Annotated in this window: 12 protein-coding genes and 1 pseudogene; 12 read left to right on the forward strand and 1 reads right to left on the reverse strand. The window is 32.6% G+C overall.

The genetic code is table 11. From position 1 onward, the window contains the following. The first annotated feature begins 11 nt into the window (after positions 1 to 11). From U472_RS05275 to U472_RS05325, 11 genes and pseudogenes are all read left to right on the forward strand, one after another. Entirely contained in the window at positions 12 to 1,175 is a 1,164-nt protein-coding gene (locus U472_RS05275) for an ABC transporter permease (RefSeq protein WP_068716245.1), read from the forward strand. Between the two features lie 302 nt (positions 1,176 to 1,477). Then, entirely contained in the window at positions 1,478 to 2,137 is a 660-nt protein-coding gene (locus U472_RS05280) for an ABC transporter ATP-binding protein (protein WP_068716247.1), read from the forward strand. Between the two features lie 204 nt (positions 2,138 to 2,341). Then, on the forward strand, positions 2,342 to 3,022 hold the full coding sequence (locus tag U472_RS05285) for an FMN-binding protein (RefSeq protein WP_068716249.1): 681 nt from the start codon (positions 2,342 to 2,344) through the stop codon (positions 3,020 to 3,022). 120 nt (positions 3,023 to 3,142) lie between these two features. Beyond that, positions 3,143 to 4,486 (forward strand): annotated as a pseudogene (locus U472_RS05290) (IS1182 family transposase); the annotation flags it as partial. 345 nt (positions 4,487 to 4,831) lie between these two features. Next, positions 4,832 to 6,421: a methyl-accepting chemotaxis protein gene (locus U472_RS05300; protein WP_068716254.1), complete on the forward strand. Its 1,590-nt coding sequence runs from the start codon at positions 4,832 to 4,834 to the stop codon at positions 6,419 to 6,421. Positions 6,422 to 6,972: 551 nt separating this feature from the next. Continuing rightward, a complete protein-coding gene (locus U472_RS05305) occupies positions 6,973 to 7,185 on the forward strand; it encodes a FeoA family protein (protein ID WP_068716255.1) in 213 nt (70 codons plus the stop codon). 414 nt (positions 7,186 to 7,599) lie between these two features. After that, positions 7,600 to 9,450 (forward strand): ferrous iron transport protein B, encoded by a 1,851-nt coding sequence (gene feoB, locus U472_RS05310; protein WP_068716257.1) that lies wholly within the window; start codon positions 7,600 to 7,602, stop codon positions 9,448 to 9,450. 362 nt (positions 9,451 to 9,812) lie between these two features. Further along, positions 9,813 to 9,953, forward strand: coding sequence for a hypothetical protein (locus U472_RS16735; RefSeq protein ID WP_176714110.1), 141 nt, complete (start codon positions 9,813 to 9,815; stop codon positions 9,951 to 9,953). A 121-nt stretch (positions 9,954 to 10,074) separates the two neighbouring features. Beyond that, on the forward strand, positions 10,075 to 10,833 hold the full coding sequence (locus U472_RS05315) for a LamB/YcsF family protein (RefSeq protein WP_068716259.1): 759 nt from the start codon (positions 10,075 to 10,077) through the stop codon (positions 10,831 to 10,833). Between the two features lie 15 nt (positions 10,834 to 10,848). After that, the gene (gene pxpB, locus U472_RS05320) at positions 10,849 to 11,556 is read left to right on the forward strand and encodes a 5-oxoprolinase subunit PxpB (protein WP_068716261.1); all 708 of its coding nucleotides are present in this window, start codon (positions 10,849 to 10,851) and stop codon (positions 11,554 to 11,556) included. After that, positions 11,544 to 12,512 (forward strand): 5-oxoprolinase subunit C family protein, encoded by a 969-nt coding sequence (locus tag U472_RS05325; RefSeq protein WP_068716266.1) that lies wholly within the window; start codon positions 11,544 to 11,546, stop codon positions 12,510 to 12,512. The genes pxpB and U472_RS05325 overlap by 13 nt, the downstream gene beginning before the upstream one ends. A gap of 153 nt (positions 12,513 to 12,665) precedes the next feature. Here the strand turns inward: U472_RS05325 and U472_RS17655 are convergent, their stop codons facing one another. Beyond that, positions 12,666 to 12,929 (reverse strand): choice-of-anchor I domain-containing protein, encoded by a 264-nt coding sequence (locus tag U472_RS17655; protein WP_425415768.1) that lies wholly within the window; start codon positions 12,927 to 12,929, stop codon positions 12,666 to 12,668. 508 nt (positions 12,930 to 13,437) lie between these two features. On the opposite strand from U472_RS17655, the gene U472_RS05335 reads away from it, so the two are divergent. Continuing rightward, positions 13,438 to 14,193, forward strand: coding sequence for an outer membrane beta-barrel protein (locus U472_RS05335; RefSeq protein WP_068716270.1), 756 nt, complete (start codon positions 13,438 to 13,440; stop codon positions 14,191 to 14,193). Positions 14,194 to 14,372: the final 179 nt, after the last annotated feature.

The following is a 14,372-nucleotide window of genomic DNA, read 5'->3' on the forward strand; positions in this document are numbered from 1 at the left end:
GAAGTGATCTTATGAAAAAATGGAAGATGTTTTTGAGAATGATATCTCAAGCACTAAAGGAGAGAAAATCAAGGGTTGCCATCGTATTCTTTGCTATAGTTGTAGGAATTGGAGTAATCTCAGCTCTATTTAGTGTTTATTATGATATCAATATCAAGATGAGTAAGGAGTTAAGAACCTATGGAGCAAATTTGGCTTTAAAGCCTAATTCAGATAAATCTGAAAATCTTTCTCTAAAGGAGCTAGAGGAGGTTATTGAAGAGTTTGGTCAGGAGGAGTTGGTTGGTTATCGACCTAATCTTTACGGGATAGCTGAGGTAGAATCACAGACTTCTGTTTTTAAAAGTAATAAGCCTGTTGTATTGGTAGGAACATGGTTTGACCAGATTGATAAGATCAATCCTTATTGGCAGGTTGAAGGTGAATTGCCTGTAAGTCATGGGATTAGTGATGAAGTGGTAATTGGTCGTGATGTAGCTGAGAAGTTGGGCTATGATATCGGTGATAAATTGAAGTTAGCTACAGAGAATACTTGGGGCAGTGAAGATTTTCTAGTGACTGCTATAGTAGAGACTGGTGATGATGCAGATAATCGTATCTTCTTAAATCTAGGGGTAGCTCAAAGGCTATTGGCTAAAGAAGATCAGCTTAATACAGCTTATCTTAGTGTAATAACTAAAGGAGAAGATTTAAAGACTAAGGTAGCTGAGATAAATCAGAAGCTATCAGGGGTAGAGTTAGAGACTATTCAAAAGATTGCTAGCTCTGAAGGGAAGGTTTTGGATAAGATTAAATCATTAATGTACTTAGTAGTAATGGTAATCTTATTATCTACTTTACTTTGTGTATCGACAACGATGATGACAATAGTAGCAGAACGTAAAGAGGAAATTGCTTTAAAGAAGGCACTAGGTGCTGAGAATAAGGATGTAATCACCGAATTTTTGACAGAAGCAATTATCTTAGGTGGAATCGGTGGTTTAGTTGGATATGGCCTAGGGTTTTTAGGGGCACAGTTGATTGGAAGGAGTGTCTTTGCTTCAGCTATCTCCTTTAGAAGGATGGTGATGGTCTCTTCCTTTATCTTATCAATTGTAGTCTCCTGTATAGCATCGACTTTACCAGTAAGTAGAGTAGTTGATATTGATCCAGCAGTTACGCTCAAGGGTGAATAAGGATTAAAAGAGATAATAAATGTACAATTAACAACTAAAATTTAAAGTATATAAAAGGCGAAAAAGAATGATTTAGCCACGGATTAACACAGATAAAACGTAGATAAAGGTCAAAAAATAATTATTCTTATCACGAATAAAGCACTAATTAATACAAACTAAGAGCAAAAGGCTTAATTAGAAATTTAGTTTTTAAAATGGTTTTGAATTAATTGGTGAAGGTCTGTGTGTATCCGTGGCAAAAAAAGATTTTGATTTATACTAGGTAGTCGCATATTTTTATAAATAGTGAGGTGTTAAAGATGGGTTTAATTACATTAGAGAATGTATCAAAGATTTATGATGGTGATGTACGAGCATTAGACGATGTGAGTTTAGAGATAAAACATGGGGAATGGGTCTCTATTATGGGGCCTTCTGGTTCTGGAAAGAGTACTATGTTAAATCTAATTGGCTGTATGGATACTCCCAGTAAAGGGGTAGTAAAGATAGATGGAATTGATATTTCTAAGTTGAATAAGAAAGAACTTACAAAAGTAAGAAGAGAGAAGATTGGATTGGTCTTCCAACAGTTTCATTTAGTGCCATATCTAACTGCTGTAGAGAATGTAATGGTAGCTCAATACTATCATAGTATGGCTGATGAAGATGAGGCATTAAAGGCTTTAGAGCGAGTAGGTTTAGGTCATCGCGCCAATCATCTTCCTAAAGAACTATCTGGAGGGGAGCAGCAGAGGGTCTGTATTGCTAGAGCATTGATTAATTATCCTAAGCTAATCTTAGCCGATGAACCTACAGGTAATTTGGATAAAGAGAATGAACAGATAGTAGTAAATTTATTTGAAGAGCTACATAAGCAAGGTCATAGTATTTTGATGGTAACCCATGACCCTAAAGTTGGTCAGTTAGCTGAAAGACAGATTATTTTAGAGCATGGTAAGAAGTTGAAGAGTGATAAGTGATGAGTAAGGAGTAACCAGTAATCAGTAAAGAACTTAACTTGTCACCTATTACCCTTTACTAGTTACTGTTGCAATACCCTTATAAAATCAAACTTTAAACTCACACGTCTAAATATAAAGTACTCTATATAGTAAACTTTATAACGAAGAATATAGATTTACTTTAAGTTTAACGTATAATTATCTATAAAGGAGGTTATTAAGATGAAGAGGTTAGCTAATATATTTTTGATTTTGATTTTATTACTAGAAATAATAAGTCCAGTAATATCTGCTGAGAACAAGTATCATGATGGTAGCTATATTGGCTATGTACCTGATAAACATGGAGATGTAGTTATCCAAGTAACAATAGATCAAGGTAAAATTGATAAGGTTGAGATTATCAATCCTGTAAAAGGGGAGAATTATCCTAGTAAAGAGGCGATAGAAGCCTTTAATAAGTTCCCCCAAGAGGTGGTTAATAAACAATCTACAGAGGTTGATTTAATCGCAGGAGCAACAAAAAGCTATAATCAGTATAGAGAAGCTACTAATATGGCTTTGGCTATATCCTCTGGAGAGTATGATAGGAATTTGTATTATGGAATTGCTAAAGATTATGAAGATCATGGCTATGTCTTATTAAAGGTAACAATTGAGAAAGAGATGATTAAAAAGATAGAGATTATCCCAGCTCATGATGAGAAGAGAGAAGAATTAGCAGGGAATAAAGGTTTTAGATATCCATACTATCCAGCTAAGAAGTTATATAATGAATTTCCTAAGGTGGCAGTTCAAGAACAATCAACAGATATAGATATAGTCTCTGGTGCTACTGTTAGTACTGATGCTTATAATCATGCTTTAAAGCAAGCATTAAAGCAGGCTGGCTTAAGTTTATAGAATTTTGAAGTAACCCAATTTATTGGGTTACTTCAGGTTGTTGACAAAGTTATTGTCAACAGCCTTTTCTATTTATGGTATAATATAATTGACAATATATCTAAAAGGAGAAATAGAATTATGTTTGTATCTCAAGAGAAAAAACAACAACAATATGAATTTGTAACAATAGAACAGTTAGTTCCAGAAGATCATCTTCTAAGACAAATAGATAGATATATAGATTTTACTTTTATTACTGATATAACTAAAGACCTATACTGTCATGATAATGGAAGACCATGTATTGACCCTATTATTTTATTTAAAATGCTTTTTATAGGTTATTTATATGGGATTCGTTCTGAAAGACAACTAGTAAAAGATATAAAAGTAAATATGGCTTATCGCTGGTTTTTAGGATATTCATTAACAGATGAAATACCACATCATTCTACTATAAGCCAAAATCGTATAAGAAAATATAGGGAAGCTAATATAGCAGAACAGATTTTTGATGAAATTGTTAGACAAGCTATATCCTATGGATTAGTTAGTGGAAAAGTGCTATATACAGATTCAACTCACATAAAAGCAAATGCTAATAAACAAAAATTAGAAGTACAAACATATTTAAAAGAACCTAAAGCTTATCTTGAAGAATTAGACGAAGCAGTTACTATAGAAAGAGAGAAACACAATAAGAAACCTTTAAAAAAAAAGAAGCATAAAGCTGAACTTAAAGAAAGAAAAGTTAGTACAACTGATCCTGATAGTGGATACATGTTTCGAGATAGAAAACCCAAAGGTTTTTTCTATCTCGACCATAGGACTGTAGACATAAAATATAATATTATAACAGATGTAACTGTAACTGCTGGCAATGTAAATGACGTTGACCCTTACTTAGATATATTAGATAAACAGATAGAAAAATTCAATTTTGATACTAAATATGTAGGGTTAGATGCTGGTTATTATACAAATTATATATGTAAAGAATTAGATGAAAGAAATATTCAGGGAGCAATCGCTTATAGACTAGGTCCACATGTAAAATATAAATATACTAAAAATAAATTTAATTATATTGCTGAAAAAGATATTTATACATGTCCCGCAGGACATGATTTAAACTATAGAACTACAACTAGAGATGGCTATAATGAATATGTATGCTCTAAAGAAATCTGCCAAAATTGTTCTCATAAAGATAAGTGTTTATCAGAAAAAGTTACTTTCCGTACTATAAGGAGGCATGTTTGGGAACATTATAAAGAAGATGTTAAAGAATTCATGAGAACAGATAAAGGAAAAAGTATCTATAAAAAAAGAAAAGAAACTGTTGAGCGAAGTTTTGCAGATGGAAAAAATCTGCATGGACTTCGCTATTGTCGTATGCGTGGAAAGAAAAATGTTGAAGAACAATGTTTGTTAACAGCATCAGTTCAAAACATGAAAAAGATCGCAAGCGTTCTTAAGCATAGAGAAAAGAACTCTATTCTTCTAAAATCAGATAATAATATTAAATTTTTATTACTTTCTAAATCAATTTTAACTAAATTCAGCTATAGAAAAACCCCCACTAAAAAATTAGTGGGGGTTTTTCATCAATCTCAAGTAACCCAATTTATTGGGTTACTTTTTTATAATCAAAAATTTTGTGTCTATTAAAGATAGACTAAGGTGTAGTAAGATTTTTATCATAAAAGTGTTAAATTTAAGTTAATCTTACCACATTATAGAGGAAATTATTGCTTGATGTGTAATTAGTAATAGTATCTAATATAAATGAATTGAATTAAAGTTTGAGTAAAAGGAGTGATATTAATGAAACTAAGGATTAGAAATAAATTATTAATCAGTTTTGGGATAGTAATAGCTCTAATGGTTATAATGGGTTCTATTTATTTTTATTTATCTCAGGAAATAAGGGAGATTACTAGTGAAAATGATAAATTAGCAGAAGGGCTTATATTTATTAAAGAGAAAGAAATTGATCATCTAGAATGGGTTGCTGATTTAAAGGATGTCTTTATTTTTGGAAAGGAGTTTGAAGGTGAGTTAGATCATACTGAGTGTAGCTTTGGAAAATGGTATTATAGTCTTATTGAATCTGATGATTATCAAAAGCTTCCTCAAGAAATTAAAGAGGTATTAGCAAAGATAGAAGAGGATCATAGCAATCTACATCACTCAGCTTCAAAAATAAAAAATCAATATGATACCCTCTCTACTGTCACCTCTGATGTTAATAAAGTTGCAATAGATATTTATAAGAATGAGACTAGTAAATATCTAACTCAATTACAGGATTTGTTTAAAGAATATCAAGATTTCTTACATAAAGAAACCACTAAAAATATGATCTTAGTCCAACAGAAGAAGAAATCTATTGACCTAACAATAATGATTTTAATTATTTCAGCAATAGTTATTGCTACAGTTCTTGCCTTATTCACTAGTAAAAATATTACTGCTCCTTTGGCAAAGGCGGTAGAATTTGCAGATAAGATTGCCCATAATAATTTAAATCTAGAAGAGCTAGACATTGAATCTAAGGATGAATTGGGAGAATTGGCTAATTCTCTTAATAATATGTATAATAATTTAAAAGATATGATAAAAGAATTACTAGAGATAGTTAGTAGTCTATCATCTTATAGTGAGGAGTTACATGCTTTAGCAGAAGAAAGTGATGCTACTATAGAGTCTAATAATCAATTAATTGAAAGGATGTCGGCTAGTATTCAAGAGATAGCTGCTAACACTCAAGAGGTTACCAGCTTTGCAGAAAATTCTAGTATTAAAACTGAGCTTGGTAGCAAAGATATTGAAGAGACGATAAGTAGCTTACAGGAGATCAACCAAGAGGTCGAAGGGACTGTTAAGACAATTAGTGAATTAGATAATAATTCTAAAGAGATTGAACAAATAGTTGAATTGATTACTAATATAGCTAAACAGACCAATTTATTAGCTTTAAATGCTGCAATTGAAGCAGCCAGAGCAGGGGAAAATGGGCAGGGCTTTGCAGTGGTGGCAGATGAAATTAGAGAGTTAGCAGAAGAGACCTCACAGGCTACAGAGAACATAGCTGAATTGGTTAAGGAGACTCAGACTAAATCGACTGTTGGTTTAGAAGCTATTAAAAGGGTAGAGAGTAAGGTGGAAAAAGGAGAAGCTGTTGCTAAAAAAGCAGGAAAGGTATTTAAAGAGCTTCAAGAATCTAGTGAAGAGACTGTTGTTCATTTAGAACAGACAGCAGCATCTACACAAAGTTTGGCTGAAAACAGTGATGATATAATGAACGTTTCCCAAGAGATTAGAAATATGTCAGAAGAGGTTACAACATCATCACAAGATTTAGCACTTATGGCTCAAAAATTACAAAATTTAACAGAAAAATTTAGAGTATAAATTATTATCTTAAATTAGAGAATATATCAATTCGTGATTGGCAAATAAATATCTAATATCCATAATATTGGAATTGATATATTTTTTTAATTTTATTGATAATGATTTTTGATTTCAACACAAAATGTTATTAATGATAATTATTGACTTCTAGAATAGTATTTATTATAATATTATTAGTACAAATGAGAATGATTTTTATTCTGTTTTGTAATTGTAATCATATAAATTCTTCTATAGCAAGAATATAATATAGTTAGTGAACTATAAGAGTCAAATTTTAATTAGAGTGAAGTTGAATAATAGTGGATAGGAAAAATTGGTTTGGGTGTTTTTCCATCACGAAGAATTCAAAGAACTCGTAGGAAGAGTAATGAGTGATGAGTAACAAGTTAAAATCAAAAACATAAAAATACTATAGATTTCACTTTAGCGTTGGATATCTATATAATTTAGATAGTGTTTTAGAAGTATTGTAATCTCACATGATAATGATTTTTATTTTAGTTATCAATATAAAAAAGTATTTAATTAAAAGGGGGATATAGAAAATGACTTTAGCTGATGTTAAGCGTGGAGATAAGTTCCAAATTGATTTGATTCCTGATGAGATGATTAGAGCTCAAGCAATGAGGTTTGGAATTTCTGAAGGGTCTAATGTAATTTGTGCAGAGAAGATACCAGGAGGACCAGTAATCTTAAAGAGAAATTTACAAGAGATTGCAATTGGAAGAAGGTTGGCACAAAAGATTAGAGTAAAGTAGTAGGGAATAAAAATGACATTTATTTTGGTCATTTTTAGACCACGTAGGGTTCAAAGAACCCGAAGGGAATGTTTTAATTAAAGTTAAGCAATAATCATAAAAACAAACGAAAAGTAATAGAAGGAAGAGATATAATAGATTATTGTAGGGAATAAAAATGACATTTATTTTGGTCATTTTTAGACCACGTAGGGTTCAAAGAACCCGAAGGGAATCTTTTAATTAAAAGTTAAGCAATAATCATAAAAATAAACGAAAAGTAATAGAAGGAAGAGATATAATAGATTATTGTAAGGAATAAAAATGACATTTACTTTGGTCATTTTTGGACCACGGAAGGTTCGAAGAACCCGAAGGGAATCTTTTAATTAAAAGTTAAGCAATAATCACAAAAATAACGGGAGGAAATTAATAATGGATTGTTGTAATATAAGTCACCAGATTGATATACCAGAAGGTGCAAAAAAGATTGTATTAGCAGGGAATCCAAATGTAGGAAAGTCTATATTCTTTAATTCTTTTACAGGAATTTATGTGGATGTATCTAATTATCCAGGCACAACTTTGGATATTAGTTCTGGAAAGTATAAAGATGATGTAGTTATTGATACCCCAGGTGTTTATGGAGTATCTTCCTTTAATGATGAAGAGATTGTGGCTAGAGATGGGATTGCTTCGGCTGACATAGTAGTAAATATCGTTGATGCAGTCCATTTAGAACGGGATTTATTCTTGACCCAACAGGTTATCGATATGGGAATCCCAGTATTGGTAGCCTTGAATATGATGGATGAGGCTCAAAAGAGTGGATTAGAGATAGATATCGATACTCTAAGTGAAGAGTTAGGAGTGCCAGTAATCCCAACAACAGCAATTAAAGGTGAGGGACTAGCTGAAATAAAAGAAGCTGTCTGGGATGCTAAGGTTGGAAATAGTAGCTTAAAGTTAGAAGCAGAGTTAGAAGATGTGAAATTTAAGGGAGCTAGTCGTGCAGAAGCTCTATTGATATTAGAAGGAGACCCTCATGTAGCTAAGAAGTATAGTACTGAGCCTTTAGATTATAGAGAGACTATCTATAGAGGTCGTCGTGAGCGAGTAAATGAGATTGTTGATAAGGTAGTTACTGAAACCAATGAAGGAACAAGCTTTAGAACAACACTAGGAAGACTGATGCTAAGACCTTTAACAGGAATACCTATGCTATTATTGGCTTTATATGGCTTATATGAGTTTGTAGGAGTATTTATTGCTCAAACAGTGGTAGGAATTACAGAGGAGACTATCTTTATTGAGACCTATGAGCCCTTTATTAGAGGTATTATTCATAACATAGTTGAACCTAGTTCATTGATTAGTCAGTTATTGGTAGGAGAGTTTGGATTATTGACGATGGCTATTACTTATACTTTTGGGTTATTACTCCCTTTAGTTGTTGGTTTCTACTTATTTTTGGCTATCTTAGAGGATTCAGGATACTTACCAAGAATTGCAGCCTTAGTTGATAGAATGTTGACATCCTTAGGATTGAATGGTAGAGCTGTAATTCCGATGTTATTAGGCTTTGGTTGTGTAACTATGGCTACCATTACAACTAGATTATTAGGTTCTAAACGTGAACGGATTATTGCAGTATTCTTATTAGGATTAGCAATTCCTTGTTCTGCTCAGCTAGGGGTTATTGCAGGGTTGATTGCTCCATTGGGTGCTAAGTTCTTTATGGTATATGTTGCAGCTATCTTTGCAGTTTATGTTCTAGCAGGAACCTTCCTAAATAAGATATTACCTGGTGAATCTACAGATTTATTAATCGATTTACCACCACTTCGTTTGCCAAGGTTGAGCAATGTTATGCAGAAGACCTTTATTAAGTCTAAATCTTTCATTAAAGAGGCAGGACCTATCTTTGCAGTTGGTGCAGTGGCAATTACTTTAATGCAAGAGTTTGGACTTTTAGAAGCTATTCAAAATGCAGTGGCACCAATAACTGTAGGATGGTTAGAGCTACCTAAAGAGGCAGCTACAGCATTTATTATGGGAATCGTTCGTCGTGACTTTGGTGCAGCAGGTTTAACTGATTTGGCTATGACACCAGCACAGACTACAGTAGCTTTAATTACAATTACATTATTTGTACCTTGTATTGCAGCAATGTTAATCATGATTAAAGAGAGAAGCTGGAAAGAGAGTATTTATATCTGGTTTGGAAGCTGGATTACAGCCTTTGTGACAGGTGGTATTGTAGCTAAATTATTGGCATTATTTTAATATCAGTTAAGTGAAGGTGTGGGTATGAGTGGACTACTTAGAGTTTAGCTCAGTGCTCACACTTTTTCTTATTAATGCGGGTTTTATGGGTATATTGCGACACTTTTCACACCTCATCCCCAACCCTTCTCCTACTCTTAAGAGAAGGGAGAAAAGTAAAAGAGAAAGAGTTTCCCCTCTCATTAGTTAAGGAGAGACTGGTTGTGTACGAAGAGTAATTGAACTGTATTACTCGTAGGGGGATTAAGGGGTGAGGTTTGAGGTTTTGAACTTAATTTTTAACTATAAAAGTGTCGCAATATCTATATATAACGACATATTAAAATCAAATTTTAAATTAATATAAAGAGGAGGTTGAAAATATGAATTGCAATACCCATAAAAAGATAAGAGTCTGCTCAGAATGTGGATATGAGGTCAAAGATCAATCGGCAATTAGGTGCCCTCGTTGTTTTAAGATATTACTTAAAAAGTGTTCAGAGTGTGATGGATGTGGATTATAAAGGGTCTTAAGCCTAAGCTTGAGACTCTTTTTTTACTAATACCTTGGTTAATATAGAAATTGAAATCTTTAACCTGTAAAGGTATAATAGCAGTTAATAGAGTTTAAAAAGGAGAGGTAATATGAAAAAGATTGATTTAAATAGTGATTTAGGTGAATCCTTTGGGAGATATAGTTGTGGAAATGACTATGAGATTATCAAAAGAATCAGTTCAGCTAATATTGCCTGTGGTTTTCATGCTGGAGATCCAGTTGTAATGGAGCAGACGGTAAGTTTTGCTCTCAAGGAAGGAATAGCAATTGGAGCCCATCCAGGGCTACCTGATTTAATGGGATTTGGAAGAAGAAGGATGAATATTAGCTTAAAAGAAGCACGAGCCTATCTTATCTATCAAATTGGTGCTTTAGATGCCTTTGTGAAAGCCTTAGGTGGTAGGTTACAGCATGTTAAGCCCCATGGTGCTTTATATAATATGGCAGCTAGTGATTATAATTTAGCTAGAGCTATAGCAGAGGCCATCTATGATGTCAATAGTGAGCTAATTCTAGTAGGATTAGCTAATTCTCAGCTAATTAAAGCTGGTGAAGAGGTAGGCTTAAGAGTAGCTAATGAGGTTTTTGCAGATAGGGCTTATACTAATGATGGGAAGCTAGTTTCACGAAGAGAGTTGGGAGCGGTAATTAAAGATAGTAGTTTGGTAGTTGGGCGGGTGCTTAATATGGTATTAGATAATAAGGTTGAAACTATTGAAGGAAATGAAGTTGAAATTAATGCTGATACTATTTGTGTTCATGGAGATACAGAATCTGCTCTAGCCTTAGTTGAGCAGCTCAATCAGGCTTTAGAGGAGAATAATATAGAGGTAGTTTCATTGCTATAGAAAGGAATTGATTTTATGGGAGAAGGAATAAAATATGTTTCTGCTAGTGATAGCTCAATTCTGATGGAATTTGGAGATGAGATTAAGCCAGAGATTAATCGAGAGATTCAGGCAATGGTACATCTATTAGAAAAAGAAGTAATAGCAGGTGTAATAGAATATATCCCTAGCTATACTAAGCTAATGATAACCTATGACCCATTAACTATAGATTATCAGAATTTAGTAGCTAAATTAAAAGAATTAGAAGATAGAATACATACTATTTCTACATCTCCTACTAAAATAATTGAGATACCTGTCCTTTATGGTGGAGAGTATGGTCCAGATTTAGAAACTGTCGCTAACTATAATAATTTGAGTGATGAAGAGGTAATTAAGATACATAGTAGTAGAGATTATCTGATTTATATGTTAGGCTTTACGCCAGGTTTTCCTTATTTAGGTGGAATGTCAAAGAAGATTGCTACTCCAAGGCTAAAGAATCCTAGAGAGAAGGTTCCTGCTGGAAGTATAGGAATTGCTGATCGGCAGACTGGAATCTATCCGATCAGTAGTCCTGGAGGATGGCAAATAATAGGAAGAACCCCTATAAAATTATTTGATCCTCAAAGGGAAGTCTCGTTTTTATTAGAGATAGGTTCATATCTCAGATTTATACCAATCTCGCAAGTACAATTTGAATGGATTAAGAAGGAAGGTGGTTTCAAATGGGGAGTTTAATAGTTAATAAGCCTGGTTTATTGACCACTGTTCAAGATCAGGGGCGCTATGGATATCAACGTTATGGCATGCCAGTAGCAGGGGCAATGGATTCTTATGCTTTCCAAATAGCCAATTTATTAGTAGGTAACCGACGAAATACTCCAGCACTTGAGATTACACTCTTAGGACCAGAGATTGGTTTTGAAGGTAGCTGTCGGATTGCAATTACTGGTGCTGAGTTGGGGGCTGAAATAAATGGGAAGAGGATCTATCCATGGTCTTCAGTTAAGGTTGACTCTGGAGATAGATTGATCTTTAAAGGAGCTCAACAAGGCTGTAGAGCTTATTTAGCAGTCTCGGGTGGAATAGAAGTAGATGAGGTAATGGGTAGTTCTTCTACCTATCTTCGAGGTCAAATAGGTGGTTATCAGGGAAGAAGTTTAAAGGCTGGTGATTCTTTAAAGGTAGTAGATACTGATAAAGGGAATTTTTCTGGTATTATCAAAATACCTAAACAGTATATTTCTGAATATAGAAGAGAGTCTAAAATCAGAGTAGTGGCAGGTCCTCAGTTTAGTCATTTTTCTCAAAAAGAGATTGATAAATTCTTTAATAGTAATTATACAATTTCAGCTCAATCAGATAGGATGGGCTATAGGTTAGAAGGTGCAAAACTTTCTCATAGACAGAGTGCCGATATAATCTCTGAAGGTATCTCTCTAGGAGCAATTCAAGTACCTGGTGATGGACAACCGATAATAATGATGGCTGACCATCAAACTACTGGTGGCTATACTAAGATTGCTAATGTGATTTCAGTTGATATAGCTACTTTGGCACAGATGAAACCTGGTGAACTGATTTCTTTTTCTCTGTTAAGTATTAAGGAGGCACAGAGATTATATCGAGAAAGGGAGATAATGCTTAAGAAGTTAGAGAAGATGATTAACAGGATTTATCTTATTTATAGTTGAGAATGAGGTTGAAAGTTTTGAGAGCTGTCTTCTATGAGTATAATATATTTTAGAGAATTATATTTAAATGATAAAAATATTTCCTTTTGGAAATGTTCTTATGAAAATAGGGTATAAGAGTATTGAATGATTGAGAGTTAAGGTTTAAAATGTTTAATATAAGCTAATAATTGAAATTGAACCTTTAGGGTCATTATCTGGAGTTCCATTATAATAACCACTTACTTTTTCACCATCAAATTCTTTATATTCAGGTTCGCCTTCATTAGCTACTAAGATTTTGCTACCATCTGGGGTAAAGGTTAGCATATCAGGTAGGTAGCCCACTTCAACATCTATAATCAACTCTTCTTTCTCTGTATCAAAGAATAATACTCTACCTGTGCTAGTAGCTGGCTTCTCTGCTGGTACAGCTATGGCCGCTAATCCTCCTCACTTATTCCTGAAAAAGATAGAGAATTTATATTAAGATTAGCCAAATCGATATTGGTTTTCTTACAACCTATTAATGTAATTAATCCTAGAGTTATTAATAAAAAACTTAATAATTTTTTGTAATTATTTTTCATGATTTCACTCCTTATTATTGATTTTTAGTTTTATTAACTTTTCTTATTATTTATTCTTCTTGATCCCTCCTTATAAAGTTGATAAAGCTTCTGAATTTTTATAATTTTCTATAGAAGATACCATTTCATATTATTCTAAATCTAGGCTACATTCCTATTAAATAATCATTAAGAAAAGGTTAAAATTAAGATATAGTTCTTACTTTTTAATTTTTGATAGTAATTAGAGTATAGGAAATCATATTAATATTAAATTATCCAGTTTATTACTAATATTTACTTCTTTAATTTGAGAATCATTTACGGTAAAATTAATAGTGAACAGAGAAGAAAACCTACATAGAAGGAGGGAAATAATGAAAAAAATCGCAGTAATATTTGTAGCCTTAGTTATAGTATTAAATGCTGCAACAGCCTTTGCTAATGACCGAATCGGTATGGGGTTTGATTATATGAAATTAAATTATAAATATAATGATAACCTCGATCAAGATATGGAAGCAAAGCAAGTACGTGGTTCTTTTAGATTTACTGATGAGATAGCTTTAGAAGCTGATTATTCCTTTGGTGGATATAATAATTATATCAATTCCGATTTTCAAAGTATTGGTTTAGGATTAAAGAAGGAGTTTAATATTATTCCAAATACTCAGTTTTATTTGGGTGTTGGAGGGAATTATTCTAACTTTAAGACTGACTTCTTTAATCAAAAGTTATTCACTATTGAAAGTAAGAGTGCAAATCTATTATTTGGGGTAGACAGATACTTAACTGATAGAATTGGATTCTTTGTAGATGTAGAGTATGGTTTAGCTGGTGATTATAAGGTGTCTTCACCATTATTAGAGAATAATAATGAGCTTGAAGGGGATAGTTTAACTGACTATGAAATCAATAGTAATTACTCTTTAGAAACTGGATTCAGCTTTAATTTGGCAGAAGATTTAACTGCTAAAGTTGGTTATAGAATCAAACAGGAGAATCTTAAAAATAAAACTTTCAGTGTAAACTTAGATACTCAAGATAGTAATAATGTTCTTGACAGTTATAATATCACAGATATTGACCGTTTAACTCAAGGTGTATTTATAGGTGTTGAAACTAGATTTTAAGTAGTGACTATTAATAGTCACTACTTTTTTCATATGTAAGATATTTGATAATAATTAAGAAAATAATATAATATCCTCATATAAAGATACTATTACTATTAAATTTTAACTAGAATAACAGGACAATTAAATAAAATATTTTAACATTCTAAAAATAATGATATCCTTGCTTATATAAG

The organism is Orenia metallireducens, assembly GCF_001693735.1.
Taxonomy (GTDB): Bacteria; Bacillota; Halanaerobiia; order Halobacteroidales; family Halobacteroidaceae; genus Orenia; species Orenia metallireducens.